The sequence below is a fragment of the Bradyrhizobium zhengyangense genome (assembly GCF_022012555.1).
GTDB classification, from domain to species: Bacteria; Pseudomonadota; Alphaproteobacteria; order Rhizobiales; family Xanthobacteraceae; genus Bradyrhizobium; species Bradyrhizobium zhengyangense.
In genome coordinates this window covers 15912-31771 of record NZ_JAKLTZ010000002.1, presented here as the reverse complement: position 1 = coordinate 31771, position 15860 = coordinate 15912, and the positions used below count along the sequence as shown (strand labels likewise).

The following is a 15860-nucleotide window of genomic DNA, read 5'->3' as shown; positions in this document are numbered from 1 at the left end:
GACTCGCTATCCACGAACGCGATCTGAACCCCCGAGTCGGGATCCTCTAGCAACTTCAGGTTATCAAGCGCACCTTCGGTTGCGCGCAGCTCCAAGTTCACCTTACGCGATGGCGCGATAATGCCGTGCGAACTTTGGAAGCTGCTCAGTCCACATGCGATAATCTTGCAATCCGCCGTGAACGAAAACAACTGGCTCTCCCTGACCCTGCTCGACGTAAGCAAGCTTGTAGCCGTTGATTGATACCCGCTTAATTTCATCAGCCATCGTAGCCGCCGTGCTAAACGCCATAACAAACATCGCAAAACAGGATAGGAAAACGCTTTGCTACGCATCGACAAAAATTGTGCTGGATGGACCTTCGAACTGAAGTTGTACGATGGCTTCTTCGTCCATGGTCCATACGAAGTGCGCTTGACCCGCAGGCACGACGGCGAATGTACCGGCCTTTCCGATTGCAGGGTTTGAGGTGTCGAATTGTTCGCCTTCGCCGTAGTAAACTTTACCGCTCAGAATTGTTGTGTATTCAGCGTATGGATGCCTGTGCGGACGTGTCTGTCGATTTGGTGGGAATTTAAAGCGCAGGACAACTGTTCCAGCCTTGGTAGGATCGCCGAACAGTACCGCAGCTTTTCCGCCCGCTACGAGGGGCACATCGAACCATTTCAATTGATCTTCGTGAACCGAATACGAATTGACTATCGGAGACTTAGTACTCGCCATGAATTCCCATCCAAATGATCAATCAAGAACGCTCGCTGCCACTATCGTACAAATAATGCGACACGGAAACGGATAATTGGCCGTTATGGGTCAAACTGCGAAGAACTCAGCTTGGGCAAATCTAGTCCGCTCTGGCGCGACGAGCGGACCTCCGTTAGACGCGGCGTAACTTCGCAGGTGGGCCAATAGCAGTCATACCGTTACGTCTACGTGGCGCTACGAGCCAATATCTCGCTGGCTTCACGCACAACGTCTGTGACGATTTCCGACGCCGGCCGAATATTATGCACCAGCCCTACGGATTGGCCAGCCCAAATAACAAAATCATCGATGGATCCAGTGCCGCCGCTGAGCTTACTCGCGATCGCATACCGTCGAACGACATTGCCCTCTGGTGTGCGACCAATTTCATCGCCCTCTCCGGGACGCGATCCGGACTTCGGCCGACCCGCATCCTCCCAGAGTTGGACAGTTCGATTGCGCAGCGCGCGACCCGGCGCATTCGGCCACCCGCCATCGAACAGCACGCTCTCAACCGTATCGGTGGCAGCTGCCTCGACGAGGCGCTGCTTGTAGTCTGCATGATACGCGGCTTCCGGCGAAGCCAGAAAACGGGTGCCTATCCAGGCGCCGGAAGCGCCAAGCACGAGGGCCGCCGCCAGCCCGCGTCCATCAGCAATTCCACCAGCGGCGAGCACTGGCGTCCCGCCTGCCGCATCAACAACAAGCGGCACCAGGACCATGGTCGAGACCCGACTCCAGACGTGGCCGCCTGCCTCATTGCCTTGGGCGACAATCGCATCGACGCCAAGTTCGACCGCTCTGCGCGCCTCATCCGGCGTTCCGACGCCATGTATCACCATCGCGCCAGCTGCCTTCGCGCGATCTATATATCGCGCTGGATCGCCCCAGAAGAATGAGACAATACGAGCTCCTGCAGACAGGGCAGCATCCAGCCGTTCGTGCTGATCCCATTCGAGCACAAAGTTCGCCAAGAAAGGTCCATCGTTCGTCAATTGCCGCGTCTTGGTAACCAGCTCAACGATCCGTTGCGGACTATCCCAAGTAAGCCCCAAGCCGCCGAGACCGCCAGCATTCGTCACGGCGGCAACCAATTCTGGTGGGGCCGCCCGCCCCATGGGAGCTGAAACGATTGGGTGCCGAATACCAAAAAGCCGGGTGAATGGTGTACTGAGCGACGCGCCAGCAAGCATAACGCTCTCCAACAAGCAATGAAATGTGCGAAACATTATATAGCGTTTTTCGCGACAGGCTTGGGTCAACTGCTCCCTTCGGCGAGCTTGGCATTCCTTTCCGTTCTATCCCAGGAAGCGGACGATCTCGGGTCCAACAGCGCTTCGCGTTCGGGCCATTTCCGGCCCTCCGGGCGACTCGCTGCATGCACGCAGGCAATTGGCGCTGATCAGTCGGAACTGCTAAGCTGCGTGAACTCGTGTGGGGAGCACATCATGACTGTGTTGAGTTTTGCGCGCGCGGCATTCCTCGCGTCAATCTTTCTTACATTTCTGGGCGAGAAGGGTCAGGCAGCCGAGCTGCGCGTTCTGGCGGGCGGCGCGATGACCGCGGTGTGGGCCGAGGTGAAACCAAAGTTCGAACAGGCCTCTGGACACAAGCTCGACATTTTCTTCGGCACCACCCCAAATTTGATCAAGGAGGCGACGTCGGGAAAGGCGTTCGACGTCGGCGTCGTGCCGGTCGAGGTGATGCAGGACGCAGGAGCACGTGCAAAGTTCGCCGCCGGCACTACATCCGATGTTGCGCGCGTCGGCCTCGGTGTTGCGGTGCGAGCTGGCGCTCCGAAGCCCGACATCGGCACACCTGACGCTTTTAAGGCTGCGCTGCTCGAAGCACGGTCGATTGCGACACTGCCGGCAAGCGCTGCAGGCGCGCAAGTAACGAAAGCATTCGAGCGACTTGGTCTGACCGACGCAATCAAGGGCAAGCTTCAAGCAAAAGCGGCACCAGCCGAAATCATTGCGGCAGTTGAAAAGGGCGAAGCTGAGCTGGGCGTGTTCTTGCTAAATGTGCTCACCGCCCCCGGACTAGAGGTCGTCGGCCCATTCCCTGCGGACCTGCAGCAAGAAGTTGTCTTTACGGGTGCTGCTGCCGCGGACACAAAGCAAGGAGATGCCGCAAAAGCGCTGCTCGGGTATCTCAAGTCGCCAGAAGCAAGCGCCATCATCAAAGCGAAGGGAATGACGCCGGGCTGAAAGCATTGGACGTCAGGAGAGGGGTGCTCGCGGCAGCGCACGCTCTACGGACCCATTGCACGGCGCGACCGTCTTTACATGTGCTTGTTGCATCGCGCTGTCGAAAACAAAAAATGGCCTTGGGAACCCTCCGAGATTGAGGTTCGCAAACCCAAAGCGAAATTGGTGAGGAACCATGGCAGGCGGCCCGAGAAGGTCCGGTGTGGGTCAGCAACGTCGTTTTGACCAGCGGTGGGAGCTTCCGCTTTACCCCGACCCCGGACAATCTCGCCGCAACGCTCTAATGCAGCGAAGGGCCGATTTTGTTGCAGAACTGCTTGAGCGGCGCACCGAACCATGATTCCGTTGTTCTGAGGGGCCATCGACGGAGCAGTTCGATGATGGGCGTCGCAAGAGTGAGCAGAGCCAACTGTTCTATGCGTTCGATCTCGAGGCCGTAGTGCCGGACGACCACCAGGTCCGACAGATCGCTGCCGTGCTAGATCTGTCCTGGGCTCGAACAGAACTCGCCCCGTATTACTCGCATACGTGACCACCTTCGGTCGATCCGGAACTGATCATCCGGATGCTCATCCTCGGGTACGTGTTCGCCATTCGCTCCGAGCGCGCGCTTTGCCGCGAGGTCCAGCTCAATCTCGCCTATCGCTGGTTCTGCGGCCTCGGGATCGAAGGTAAGATTCCCGATCACTCGGCTTTCACACGCGCCCGGAACGAGCGCTTCCGGCAGCACGACGTGTTTCGCCGCGTGTTCGAGCGCGTCGTCGTAGCCTGCATCCGAGCTGATCTTGTTGGCGGCAGCGGCGCGCGGTCGATGCCAGCCTGATTGCCGCGGACGCCAACAAGTGCCGTTCGACGCCCGGCAGCAAATGGAGCCGCGACCTCGACCCGGCGACGGCAAGACGGGCCGTGCAGGACTATCTTGCCAGCCTCGACGATCCGGCGTGGGGCGCTGCGACCGACGTCATGCCGAAGTTCGTGGCTCCTGCCGATCCGGCAGCGCAATGGACCGGTGCGTTGAGCAATGCTTACGCCGACATACCTCATCGACGTGAAGTTCGGCATCATCATGGATGTGAAGGCATCCCGGGCAATCCGGCAGGCGGAAGTCGGCGCGTCACAGGCCATGATTGAGCGTACCCAGGCGACGTTCGGGATCAAACCGGACTGGATCGTCGCCGATACGGCCTACGGCTCGGCGCCCAACCTTCACTTTCTGGTCGATGAGAAGGGCATCGCACCGCATGTACCGGTCATTGACAAGTCGAAACGCGATGATAGCACGTTCAGCCGGGAGGACTTCATCTACGACAACGGGCAAGATTCTTACGTCTGCCCCAATGGCAAGATCGCGTCGAGGTCAAACAGAAAGCGCAAAGCTCGCGGCGACAACATGGTCTCGTACTTCTCACGCGTCACTGATTGCCGCTCTTGTCCGCTCAAGCCGAGGTGCTGTCCGAAATCACCGAGCCGCAAGATCACGCGGCATATTCACGAGGCGGCGCGCGACAACGCTCGTGCCATTGCCAAGACCGCCGCCTATGAGCAGACGCGCCGCGACCGAAAGAAAATGGAGATGCTCTTTGCCCATCTGAGCGGATCCTTCGGATGGGCCGACTGAGACTGAGGGGGCCGGCAGGCGCCCAGTTCGAGTTCACGCTCGCGGCGATCGCTCAGAACCTGCGCCGCCTCGCCAAGCTGACGATCCAACCGCCGGATAAATCCCCGTTGCGGGTTGCGTAGCGTCTCGTTGCTTTGTGTATCAGGCGTTAGTGCCGATGCATTGTCGCCGCCCTGTCGGAAAGGCGGCCAGAGCATACGAGGCCAATTTCAGAAATTAGCACCGACTAACAAGGCAGCGATTACCTGCCCGGAGTGAGTGCAGCTCACAATCCCTCTGGCTCGGGATGATCACGCTTCCGGCCGGGCAGCGAACGCGGGCCCATGTGCACGAGTGTACACGAAACCGCGCTCTACATGCTCAGCGGCGATGAGATGGAATTGTGGACCGGCGACCAACTTCCTTCAGCATCGCGACATCGTACGTCGGGGAGATTACATCTTCATTCCCGCAAACATGCTGCAAATTGCTGTGAACCGAAGCGCACAACCGGCCGTGTTCATTGGCTCACGCAACGAAGCGACAAGCAAGTCGGGAAAGCGATCTGGCGCGACCGATTAATCAACATCGGATCGTCATCGCCAATGCCGCCATCACGGTAACATTCGCAGATGCGGCAATACGGGGGGCAAACCGTACGCCGATTAACACTTAATGCCATCACGCTTTAGGCAGGGAGGTCGCAGCCTTTCGACCTCGCTCTTCTAAAGGTTAGGTTCTGCCTCAAAAAGCCGCTAGATCCAAAGTGGCTAGGGTGCTCGGTAGTCGCTTGGGGGAGCGCTGGGGAAGCCACCTCAACTTCTTAGCCAATCATAGCGCGGCTAATTACGTCGATTGAGCAATGTGTCTGGCCAGAACTTAGGCCGACTGCACGCCGCGGCTACTCGCTAGCTTTTAGCAGGATATCGCTCATTTGCCCTGTCCAGCTCGGATTCTTCGCCCTTAGAACGGCCAGGACATCCCCCGGTTGCTTGTCGACTTTCCTCATATTGCGGGCGCAGTCGCGTGCTTCGTCCCATCTATCCAGCTTGGCATAACAACAAATGAGAATCTCCAAAGTGGTCCACCAGTCCGGTCGAACCTGAAGAGCTCGGATTGCAGCCTCAAGCGCCCCTTCTGGCCTTCCGGCAAAAAGACGGGCCAAAGCAAGCATATTAAACCATACGAAGTTTTGCGGATCGTAAGGGCTAAGTCGCAGCCCGTGTTCCAGGGGAGAGATCGCCTCTGACGCGCGTCCGCTAAAAAGGAGGGCCATTCCCAAACCGAGATGCCCGAGCGCAAAGCTCGGACTGATTTCGATGGCCTTGCGAGCTGCTCGGATCGCTTGCTCGAGCTGTCCTGAGAAGATGCTGACGATTGCAAAGGCGTAATGCGCGTAGGGATTGCGCTCATCGAGATAGATAGCCTTGAGCGCGGCCTGCAACCCCTCCTGCAGCTCAAGGCCAGGATTTTCCGCCCAACCATAAGGAACGACGCCGCCACTGACACGGGCGAGCCAGATATGCGCCTCCGGCAGCTCGGGATCGAGCCTGCAGGCCTCGCGAAACAGTTCCCGTGCTCTGAGATGGTTCTCGCGCGTGACCTGATGGAAATGCCAGGTGCCGCGACGCACCAGATGCCAAGCCGTCATATTGCCCGTGTGACGAGCGGCGGCCTGGACTCCTTCGGTTTTGAGTAGCTCCGGTTCGATCGCGCCCGCGACACGCTCTGCGATCTCATCCTGAATGGCGAAAAGCTCTGTTAATTCAAGGTCGTATCGTTCCGCCCAGATATGACTGCCCGTCGTAGCATCGACCAACTGCGCGGAAATCCGCACGCGCGGGCCTGATTTGCGGATGCTTCCTTCGAGGACGTATCGGACGCCAAGCTCACGTGCGACCTGCCTTATGTCGACCGATCTCTCTTTGTAGGCAAAGCTGGAATTGCGCGCGATCACGAAGAACCACCGAAAGCGCGTTAACGCGGTGATGATATCTTCGGTAATGCCGTCCGCGAGATATTCTTGTTCTTTATCGCCACCCAGATTGCTGAATGGCAATGCCACGATTGATGGGCGGTGCTCCTGCTCGGTCGTCGGCGCATTGTCCCCATCGGTGCCGGCTTGTGCAGTAATGCTGCCGATGAACCGATATCCGACACGCGGGATCGTTGCGATCCAGTCCCCTCCATCAGGCGACGGACCCAGTTGTTTCCTAAGCGCTGCAATCTGAACTGAGAGATTGCTTTCCTCGACCGCAGCATCTGACCAGGCGGCCCGCATCAGATCGGCTTTGGATATCACCTGCCCGGGGGCTCGAAGAAGCGTTAGTAACAGCTGCAGGCCCTTGCTGCTAAGGGCAATTGGACGGCCTTCACGGACAAGCGTTCCGCGATCCACGTCGAGGACGAACGGACCAAAGGCGATCTTGGTAGACATTCGCGCAGCTTAGCTAAGTTCGCAAGATTTCGGAAGTTTTCGGCTGTCCATTCAAGACTTTTGGTGAGCGGCTCAGCGATCCTGTGCTCGTTGTTTTCATGACACCGAACAGGAGGATTTCATGACATCGGTAAGCGAAATCACCAGGTTTGAGGACATGCGGGTCGGAGCCGCCCAAAAGGCCTCCGTGGTCAGGGCCAGTGCCAAATACACGTCGGAACAAGGGTCGGACTATGAACCGGGCGTCAGCGCAGAGACGGTCGGCTCGAAGGTCCTGTTTCTCGGGATCGTGACTCTTCCTGCAGGTGTGCGAACGAAGGCACACGTGCATGAGCGTCACGACACTGCTCTCTACCTGCTCAGCGGCGAAATCGAGATGTGGACCGGAGATCAGCTGCAGCATCGGGAGCTGGTGCGGCCCGGCGACTACATCTACATTCCGGCAAATGTGCTGCATGTTGCCGTAAACCGGGGAGAGAAACCGGCGGTCTGTATCGGTACCCGCAACGAACCCACTGCACAGGAAAGTGTGGTTCTGTATCCCGAAATGGACGCCAGAGTACCGTGAACCGCCCGCCGATGGGCGTTAGTCGAAGTGCCAACTCCCGTCGAGCAGCTCGACGGGAGTGCGTTCGATTAGCCATTCAACGCGCAAGCGGATTAAACTTCAGGTGGGTGGGGAAATATGATTCTTCGCGCTTTGATTTTTGAGTTCTTACGCAGCCAGGGTCAAATTGCGAAAAACTGAGTGATGGGAGTCGCTTGCGGAGTGCCGATCTCGGGCGGATAGTGGCCATAATCCGGATGCATCGTCGCCGGGGCGGAATGACAGCTGAGATCCGCTATCTGGCTGACTGGTGAAAAGCTAGGCTTGATCTTTCCTTACGCGAACCTGATGCCGCCTGTGACCAATTCGTTCTTCAAACACCGGTGACACTATATGAAGTATGTCGAAGCCCTCTGCAGAGGTTGGGTGGCCTAGGGGGGCAACTGCCACACTAAGTCCGGCATTCTAAGCGACGCTCGATTTCCAAGTGCAGCAGGCTGAAGTCGATGGGCTTCGGGATCACCCCGGCTGCTCCAAGCTCAGTCGCTCGTATTCTGGTCGCGTCGTCGCCGTAGGCAGTGATCATGATGATAGGCACGCTGGGACGTTCCGCCTTCATTTTCGGAAGCATCTCAAGCCCGGTCATGCCAGGCATATTGATGTCTGATAGGATCAGGATCAGTGAATGGTCTGGGATCATCTTCACCCGCTCTAGGGCGGCTGGCGCGGACAAAGCAAACTCCATCACGAATCGACCCGATCGCAGATCCCGCCGAAAATGCTGGCGAAACATGCTTTCGACATCCGGCTCATCGTCGACCACAATGATGTAGATGCTCACCTCGTATCCTCGGACGACTGTGCTGAACCCTTTCGTGGAAGTCTAATAGTGATTTCGGTGAACGCACCGGGCTCACTCACGACGTGGATTATTCCGCCGTGCTGTTTCACGACGATGTCGTGGCTTATGGACAGACCAAGCCCTGTACCTTCCCCTGCCGGCTTTGTGGTGAAAAACGGGTTGAACATTTTGTCCTTCACCTCGGGGAGGATACCAATGCCGTTGTCGCGGATCCGGATCTCGACGTAATCGCCAGCGTCGCGCGTGCTGGCGAGGATGGTCGGATCGAATTCGCCACAGCCGTTGTCGGCTTTACGCTGCTCCACTGCATAGAAGGCGTTGGCAATCAAGTTGAGCAGTACGCGGGTTATTTCCTGGGGGAACAGCTCGACCAGACCGGCTCTCGGATCGAAGTCGCGCTGCAGCACGAGGTTGAACTGCGGCTTTTCGGCGCGCGCGCCGTGGTACGCCAAACTGAGGCTCTCTTCGACGAGGGTGTTTACGTCGGTCTGCCGGTGTTCGCCGCTGCCTTCGCGCGAATGCAACAGCATGTTCTTGACAATGGAATCGGCGCGTCTGCCGTGCTGGACGATCTTCTGGAGATTGTCCTTCAAAAGGGCTGTCACTTCGTCGACCTCATCGCGGACATTATTGGCGAGACTGGCGGACTTCAGAATATCGTTGAGCTCGTTGGTCAGGTCCGACGATAGCTCGGCGAAGTTGTTGACGAAATTGAGCGGGTTCTTGATCTCGTGCGCAATGCCGGCGGTAAGCTGGCCGAGGGAGGCGAGCTTTTCGGTTTGGATCAGCCGGTCTTGCGCGGCGCGGAGATCGTAGAGTGAGGCGGCTAGTTCCAGGGTGCGGGACTGCACTTCCTCGAAAAGTCGCACATTCTCGATCGCGATGACTGCCTGGTCGGCGAAGCTCGCAACGAGTTCAATCTGCTTTTGGTTGAAGGGCCGCACTTCACGACGGGCGAGAACAATGGCGCCGACCGGGCTGCCTTCGCGCAGCAAGGGCACACCAAGAAAACTGCGCGGATTACCGCTCAGTTCCTGGCCTTCAAAGCAATAGTCTGAGTCTTCGAGCACGTCGGTGACATGGACCACCTTGTCACCGAGCAGGGTGCGGCCCGTGATAGTGCGCTTGTCCGGCCGGACGGGGATATCCCTTACATATTCGGTAAATTCCGTTGGGAAACCGAAGGAGCCCGCCCGGAAATAGACATCGCCGGTTTTGCGGGTAATCGCCGCCATATCCGCCTCGCATAGCCGTGCCGCCGATTCAACTAGCGTATCGAGCACGGACTGAAGATCGAAAGCCGAGCGACTGATCACCTTGAGCACATCCGCGGTCGCCGTCTGTTGTTGGAGCGATTCGCTCAAATCTTCGGTTCGCTCGCGCAATTCCCTGAGCAACCGGGTGTTCTCGATCGCGATGACTGCCTGGGCAGCAAATTGCTGCAGGAGCGCGATCTGCTTCTTGGAAAAACGTCGGTTCTCCTGCCGAAAGATCATGACGTTGCCGACCACCCGCTCGTCCCTGACCAACGGCACTGCCAGCAGGCAGCGAGCGCCGCCAAGATCGACCAGTGCCCGGCGGTTGGAGTCTCCGCTGCGATACGCGTCAGACTCGAGCAGATCGGCAATTTCGACGAACGCTTCACCTTTCAATAGTCGCGCGGGCGCGGTGGCGGGACCATAATTGAGGGGTTGTTTGCGCCGGAACTCATCGTAAGCGGTGGGCAGACCGTAGGTCGCTGCTGTATGGAATCGCACGCCATCGTAGGTGTTGAGCACGCCAAAACTGGCCCCGCATAGTTGCATGGCCTTGCTCAGCATAGTGTCGAACACCGGGGCTAGATCTCCGGCCGATCGACTGATAACCCCCAACACTTCCGATGTCGCGGTCTGCTGCTCCAGAGATTCGGTCAACTCTTGGGTTCTCGCTCGAACCTCCTCGAATAACCGGACGTTACCAATGGCAATTACCGCCTGATCGGCGAAGGTTTGTAGTAAGACGATCTGCTTGTCGCTGAAGGGATTGACCTCCGCCCGACGAAGCACGATCGCGCCGATGCTCTCGCCATCACGTAACAGCGGCGCACCAAGCAGTGTGTGGCAGCCATCGACACGTGACATTTCTCGTGCAATCGCAAAGTCCGTGCCTTCATCGGAAAGCACGTCGTGCACATGCACCGAACGCCTGTCGGCCATGGCGCACCCCGAGATCGAGGCCCGATCGTTGGACCAGCGCTGCTGACTCATGGAAATCGGGCCATAGTGGGCACCAAGGCACAGTTCGCCTGCGTCTTTCAGCACGATCACGGCGTCATAGGCCCCACAGAGCGCACAAGCACTTTCGACAATCGCGCTGAGCACCGGCCCGACGTCGGTCGGGGAAGAGGCAATGACGCGGAGGATGTCGGCGCTGCCTGTCTGATATCGCAGCGCTTCGCTGAGATCGCTCGTGCGTTGGCGCAATTCCTTCAGCAGCCTTGCGTTCTCGATCGCAATGACGGCTTGAGCCGCAAAATTCCGGACCAATTCGATCTGCTTGCTGCCGAAGGGCCGAACCTCCCGGCGATAGATGGCAAAGGCACCGATCAGTTTGTCATCCTTGAGCATTGGTACAAGGAGAAGAGTGCGCGCACCGGCGATGTCGACAAGCTCGGAGAATCGTGGGTCGCGATCGATGTAGCTTTGTTCATTTCTGACGTCACCGATGTGAACAATCTCTTTCGTCCGAATGACGCGATTTAAGGGAACATCCGGATGGGGGTGACGGACTACCCCGCCATGGCGTCGCGCCTCAGCATAGGCCGGCGGAGCGCCGTGCAGCGCAGCCGTAGCAAACTCTTTGCCGTCATAGAGAAACAAATTGCCGAACTCGGCTTGACAGAGCCGAAGTGCGTTTTCGACCATCGCGTTGAATACCGGCTCTAGATCGCCAGCCGATGAATTGATGACCTGCAGGACTTCGGCGGTAGCTTTCTCTCGTTCAAGCGCCTCATCGCGCTCGCGCAGCAAGCGTCGTTGCTGAGCCATCGTTGCTAGACGATCACCGCGCTTCGTCTTGGAATTTGTCGCGCTGTCGCTCGCCGGTTTACCGGATTTGCAGTCCGCGCTTAAGCGTCGCTTCATCCTCTTACTCGGTGCCCCCTGGTAAGTTGTCGTAGCCGCTTCGGGCCAGGCCAGCCTGCCGTAAGTCGTGGACGCAATCCTGCAAATCCTACCCACTCGGTTCCTAGCCAAATTCGAAAACCGATTGTGCCCTTCAGAATCACGACGGATTTTGCTTTCCCATTCCTTTCAACTGCAGGGTCAACTCCTGAACGTTCTTTAGGTCTTCGATACCGTCGACAAGTGACATGACGTGCTGTCCAACGGCTTTGCCGACGACTGGCACGGCAAAGTTCATGAACTTCCTTTCGAGTGAGGCTCGCGAGAGTGGGCGTAGCGCATCCCCTTCGGGAATTTCCACTGTCTCGCGCCAAGTCTGACCATCTGCCAGAACAATCTCGACGCTTGCGCCCCGGCCCTTTGGCAGTTTTGCAATGAGTGATTCTCCAGGCTTAACTGAAGTCTTCTCCACCAGCGCCACCACGTCCTGCCCTCGCCAGCGGTCTTTCTCGAATTGCGGGACTGTCACATCACCGTCGAGAAGAGCCATCGCGAGGCACACGGGAAGACTGTGATCAGCGGTACCCTTGGTCTGCGGCCGGAATTTCGCAGGATCTGCAACGCGCTCGATGATTCCGGGATAGGTCTCAACAGTGATGGTTCGTATGTCTTGGGTTCGACCTTTAATCTTAGCGGAAAGTATCGCGCCCGCCTCCGCCACAGCCTGCAACTCAATCTGAACGGGGAAGCGTTTGAATGCCACGCGGGGCAACCGGTATCGCGCGACTTCGAGATCGACGGCAAAGCCTTCCTTGGCAGGTTTCATCTTTGACGCAAACCATTCCAGGGTGCCGGATGGGCCAGTAAAGCCCTGTGCGGCAAGCCGTGTCGCGAATACGCCGTCAATCGCAGTTGCCGCCAGGCCCATCGCCTTCATCATGCTGATCGCGCCGCTATTGACGACAAAACTCGTGAATCCGCGAGCGCCAGATATCCCGACTGCGTTTGCGAGCGCTTCCTTCGGTAGTCCCCAAACCTTGCCCGCGATTAGAGGAACGCCGTAAGCGGCTGCGCATAATGGATGGAAGCCCCGCTCAAGAAACGAGATAGCATCATTGACGCGTGTGCTGGCCTCATAACCAACGACTATCGCTTCGATCAGGTCGCGACCACTTCGCCCCTGGTCTTCGCAGAGCGCAAGGGCCGTCGGAATCACCTCACTTGGATGAAGCGGCTCGGTGCCGATGTAGGTGTCATTCATGTCAAGAGAGCGGACGAGGACACCGTTTACAAACAGAGCACCTTCTACAGTCGCGGATCGCGGATAACCGATCACGGTTGCCGTATTGCCCTCGCCGAAAGTCTTTCGGATCGTTGTCTCGGCTATATTTGCGGGCTCCGAGCCGACCGACCCAAACGCACAGCCGAGCGTATCGAGAAGGACGCGCTTGGCCGAGGCGACAACGTTTGCCGGAAGATCTTCATATCGGACAGCAAGTGCAAACTCTGCAAATTTCTGTTCGAGAGGCGCTTTCTGATCACCACTGTTTCCGTCGCCAAGAGCCGATCCGATCAAACGATAACGATCTGGCCAAATGCTGCCAACGAGACTTGCCGAAACGGCAATTGTCGTTCGCTTCAGGAAATCACGGCGCTTCATAAATGCCTCCATTATGAAATTGCAGGCTATTGCGACGAGCAGAATATGCCGATTTTTTTGCGGAGAATCGGACGATACAAAAAAGTCCTATGCTGGCAATGCACCTCCCCTGCGGTCTAGGTTGAGAAAGTGGAATGGCTTTGAAAAGCTATATATTCCCATGTTGGATCGATGGCGGCAGTAAGACAAGGCCCCGATTCACGATGCAAGCGTCCGACCCGCTTGATCCTCGCGTCCTGCTCGGCGCGGTCAACGCGCGGGCCTGGCAACGCCGAAGCCAGCCGCGAGCTAAGGGCAACCGCCGGCCTTGACCGTCCTGCGCGAGGCGCGTCCGACGTTCTGCGGGCCGGGACGAAGAATTGGCCCGCTCAGAAAAGGAACTACGAAGTAGTAGGAAGCAAGGCTAGGACGTAATCCTATTAGCAAGTTTCAGCCGATTCTGGGAGAGTACGAGGAAGATGGAGGTCAGTCTTCGGAGAGCGTGCGAACACGGGTGACCCGAATAGCCCGATCTGTACGCCAACAAACTGCCGAGTTGCTGCGGTACCGAGCCGGCAGCAAGCTAGAGTAGAAAATTGCGCACTTCCTCCTGGAAAATCGGTGCGCCAGGATCCTGCGATAGCAGCATATGATTTTGACCAGGCAGCGCGACAAATCTGGCGCCGGGAATTTCCGCGGCCATATCTCGGCCCAAAGAGATTGGAACCCTGCGGTCGTCTCGAACATGCATCACGAGTGTAGGGGCCTTAATTTGCTTGAGAAGGGGTCGGACGTCGAAATTGGCTACTGTTTCGAGGTAACGTACCGCAGACTCCGCCGAGGCGCTGAGACGTTGGAGTTCATTGAAGGCGTCGACCTGCTCCTTTGTGGCGCTTGGTAACATCGAGGATGTAAAGAGCTGCCGGAAGGTTGGCTCATCTGCGCCCCAACCCAGCTTCATCAGTGTTTTCATTGCCGCAAACCGCTCCCGGTCGGCGGTCGAAAGATTGGGATTTTTGTTGGCGCCGACAGCAAACCCGCCATACAGGATCAGGTGCGACACGCGCTCCGGATGCCGGACCGCAAACGCAATCGAAACTGCGCAGCCCTGCGAGAATCCGAGAAGGGGAAACCTGTCGAGGCCGGCCGCGTCGGCCACGCTTTCCATGTCCTTGACCCAGGCGTCCAGCGAGAGCTCGCCGACGTCCCAGTCCGAGAGGCCGTTCCCGCGAGCATCGTACCGGACGAGGGTGAATGACGAGGCAAGTCCGAGCAGAAAATCACGATGGAGTGGAAGGTCCCAGTCATATTCAAGGTGGCCAAGCCAATGCGCCGATCTCAATAAGCCTGGCCCACTTCCGACCGTCGCATAGGCCAACCGCACGCCGTCCGTGGCCCTGCAATAACGGATGTCCTGTTTGAGATTAGCGGCCGACAGGACACGCGCTGCGGGCGATCCGTCCTTGCCCAGATCGATGGCATAGACTTCGATTGGTCGGGCGATGTTCTTGAGGTTCTGCCGGCCTAGTTCACGAAAGGGAAGCTTCAGCTTGCCATCGATCTGATCGAGGACCTGCCGGGAAATGCAGATACCGCCGCGGATAGCCATGCCTTCGAGCCGCGCGGCGACGTTGACGCCGTCTCCGAAGATATCGCCCTCATCTTCGATGATGTCCCCGACATTAATGCCCACGCGGAATTCAATACGTCGATCGGGAGGGATGCTCGCGTTCCTCGTGACCATCCCGCGCTGAACTTCGACTGCACACTTCACCGCTTCCACGGCGCTCGAAAACTCCACGAGCATTCCGTCACCGGTCGTTTTGATAAGACGCCCGCGATGGGACTTGAGCTTGTGATCGACCAGCTCCCTACGGTGCGCCTTCAATTCGGCAAGAGTGCCTTCTTCGTCATCGCCCATAAGTCGTGAATAGCCGGCTACGTCAGCCGCCAAAATTGCCGCCAGCCGGCGCTCGACGCGGGCGTAAACCACGAAGTGTCCTCCGTCACCTCACCCAAGCAAATCACATGCAGTAAAACGGCGCTAGTAAAAACCCTCATTAGCCGCCGGCCGGCGGGCCTATCCGCTTGGCCGTTAATTGCGTCGAGCATCACGTTGTTCGGTAGCGTCCGGTTTCCCTTGGCAAGGGACGGGCTAACGAAGGTCGAGCCTCCTTCGTCGAACCGGCCCTGGCATCCTCAACCGAGAAGGTGCCGTCCGGCGCGCGATTCACGAGATCAAGTTCGACGGCTACCGCGTCCAGGTCCACCTGGCCAACGAAGCGGTCACGATCTTCACCCGCTGGGGGCATGACTGGACCCACCGATTCAAAAAGGTCGCCCACGACGCCTGGCACAGCAAAACCGGCTCGGCGATCATCGACGGCGAGGTCGTGGTGCCGGCCGCCGACGGCAGCACCGACTTATCGGTGCTGAAGAACGAACTCAAGGGCAAGTCGACCAGCCTGCGCGCAGCGGGAGACGCTGACCATCGCGGGCTTCGCCTTCGATGAAGGCAAGTGGGACGGCATCTATCTCGGCCGGCGCAAGGGCGGCGACTTGGTCTACGCCGGCAAGGTCGATCACGGCCTCGACAAAGCCTCGGCCGCCGACCTGCAGGAGAGGCTCAAGCCGCTCGTCCCAAATTGCTACCTGCATCGGCAACAAGCGCCCGGTTTGTTTGAACGCGAAGTTACTCCACGGCCGCTCCCAAGGGCTTCTCG

Annotated in this window: 10 protein-coding genes and 2 pseudogenes; 4 read left to right on the top strand and 8 right to left on the bottom strand. The window is 58.1% G+C overall.

Annotated features, from left to right (window positions below; translation table 11 throughout):
• Positions 1–102: 102 nt before the first annotated feature.
• The 3 genes from L6639_RS05365 to L6639_RS05355 form a co-directional block, all read right to left on the bottom strand.
• On the bottom strand, positions 103–267 hold the full coding sequence (locus tag L6639_RS05365) for an alpha/beta fold hydrolase (RefSeq protein WP_237859543.1): 165 nt from the start codon (positions 265–267) through the stop codon (positions 103–105).
• Between the two features lie 60 nt (positions 268–327).
• On the bottom strand, positions 328–723 hold the full coding sequence (locus L6639_RS05360; RefSeq protein WP_237859541.1) for a cupin domain-containing protein: 396 nt from the start codon (positions 721–723) through the stop codon (positions 328–330).
• Positions 724–929: 206 nt separating this feature from the next.
• Positions 930–1937, bottom strand: coding sequence for an NAD(P)H-dependent flavin oxidoreductase (locus L6639_RS05355; protein WP_237859539.1), 1008 nt, complete (start codon positions 1935–1937; stop codon positions 930–932).
• A gap of 255 nt (positions 1938–2192) precedes the next feature.
• Between L6639_RS05355 and L6639_RS05350 the strand changes: the two genes are divergently transcribed.
• Together L6639_RS05350 and L6639_RS05345 are read left to right on the top strand one after the other, a co-directional pair.
• The gene (locus L6639_RS05350; protein ID WP_237859537.1) at positions 2193–2954 is read left to right on the top strand and encodes a molybdate ABC transporter substrate-binding protein; all 762 of its coding nucleotides are present in this window, start codon (positions 2193–2195) and stop codon (positions 2952–2954) included.
• Between the two features lie 409 nt (positions 2955–3363).
• A pseudogene (locus L6639_RS05345) lies at positions 3364–4694 on the top strand (transposase).
• Between the two features lie 758 nt (positions 4695–5452).
• On the opposite strand, the gene L6639_RS05340 reads toward L6639_RS05345, so the two are convergent.
• Positions 5453–6988 carry a winged helix-turn-helix domain-containing tetratricopeptide repeat protein gene (locus tag L6639_RS05340; protein ID WP_237859535.1) on the bottom strand — a complete coding sequence of 512 codons (1536 nt, stop codon included), beginning with the start codon at positions 6986–6988 and terminating at the stop codon, positions 5453–5455.
• Positions 6989–7109: 121 nt separating this feature from the next.
• Between L6639_RS05340 and L6639_RS05335 the strand changes: the two genes are divergently transcribed.
• Positions 7110–7556, top strand: a complete 447-nt coding sequence (locus L6639_RS05335; RefSeq protein ID WP_237859533.1) for a cupin domain-containing protein — start codon at positions 7110–7112, stop codon at positions 7554–7556.
• A gap of 430 nt (positions 7557–7986) precedes the next feature.
• On the opposite strand, the gene L6639_RS05330 is transcribed toward L6639_RS05335, so the two are convergent.
• From L6639_RS05330 to L6639_RS05315, 4 genes are all read right to left on the bottom strand, one after another.
• A complete protein-coding gene (locus L6639_RS05330; RefSeq protein ID WP_237859530.1) occupies positions 7987–8376 on the bottom strand; it encodes a response regulator in 390 nt (129 codons plus the stop codon).
• A complete protein-coding gene (locus tag L6639_RS05325) occupies positions 8373–11519 on the bottom strand; it encodes a GAF domain-containing protein (protein WP_237859528.1) in 3147 nt (1048 codons plus the stop codon). Before L6639_RS05325 ends, L6639_RS05330 begins: the two co-directional genes overlap by 4 nt.
• Before the next feature lie 139 nt (positions 11520–11658).
• Positions 11659–13158 carry an MmgE/PrpD family protein gene (locus tag L6639_RS05320; RefSeq protein ID WP_237859526.1) on the bottom strand — a complete coding sequence of 500 codons (1500 nt, stop codon included), beginning with the start codon at positions 13156–13158 and terminating at the stop codon, positions 11659–11661.
• A gap of 562 nt (positions 13159–13720) precedes the next feature.
• Positions 13721–15130: an alpha/beta fold hydrolase gene (locus tag L6639_RS05315; protein WP_338076522.1), complete on the bottom strand. Its 1410-nt coding sequence runs from the start codon at positions 15128–15130 to the stop codon at positions 13721–13723.
• Between the two features lie 197 nt (positions 15131–15327).
• Between L6639_RS05315 and L6639_RS05310 the strand changes: the two are divergent.
• A pseudogene (locus L6639_RS05310) lies at positions 15328–15777 on the top strand (ATP-dependent DNA ligase); the annotation flags it as partial.
• Between the last annotated feature and the right edge of the window lie 83 nt (positions 15778–15860).

What these genes read in the sequence shown, in the direction of transcription:
- L6639_RS05320 (WP_237859526.1), bottom strand. Translation starts at nt 13,158, where the DNA reads ATGAAGCGCCGTGATTTCCTGAAGCGAACGACAATTGCCGTTTCGGCA.
- L6639_RS05350 (WP_237859537.1), top strand. Translation starts at nt 2,193, where the DNA reads ATGACTGTGTTGAGTTTTGCGCGCGCGGCATTCCTCGCGTCAATCTTT.
- L6639_RS05325 (WP_237859528.1), bottom strand. Translation starts at nt 11,519, where the DNA reads ATGAAGCGACGCTTAAGCGCGGACTGCAAATCCGGTAAACCGGCGAGC.
- L6639_RS05355 (WP_237859539.1), bottom strand. Translation starts at nt 1,937, where the DNA reads ATGCTTGCTGGCGCGTCGCTCAGTACACCATTCACCCGGCTTTTTGGT.
- L6639_RS05360 (WP_237859541.1), bottom strand. Translation starts at nt 723, where the DNA reads ATGGCGAGTACTAAGTCTCCGATAGTCAATTCGTATTCGGTTCACGAA.
- L6639_RS05340 (WP_237859535.1), bottom strand. Translation starts at nt 6,988, where the DNA reads ATGTCTACCAAGATCGCCTTTGGTCCGTTCGTCCTCGACGTGGATCGC.
- L6639_RS05335 (WP_237859533.1), top strand. Translation starts at nt 7,110, where the DNA reads ATGACATCGGTAAGCGAAATCACCAGGTTTGAGGACATGCGGGTCGGA.
- L6639_RS05365 (WP_237859543.1), bottom strand. Translation starts at nt 267, where the DNA reads ATGGCTGATGAAATTAAGCGGGTATCAATCAACGGCTACAAGCTTGCT.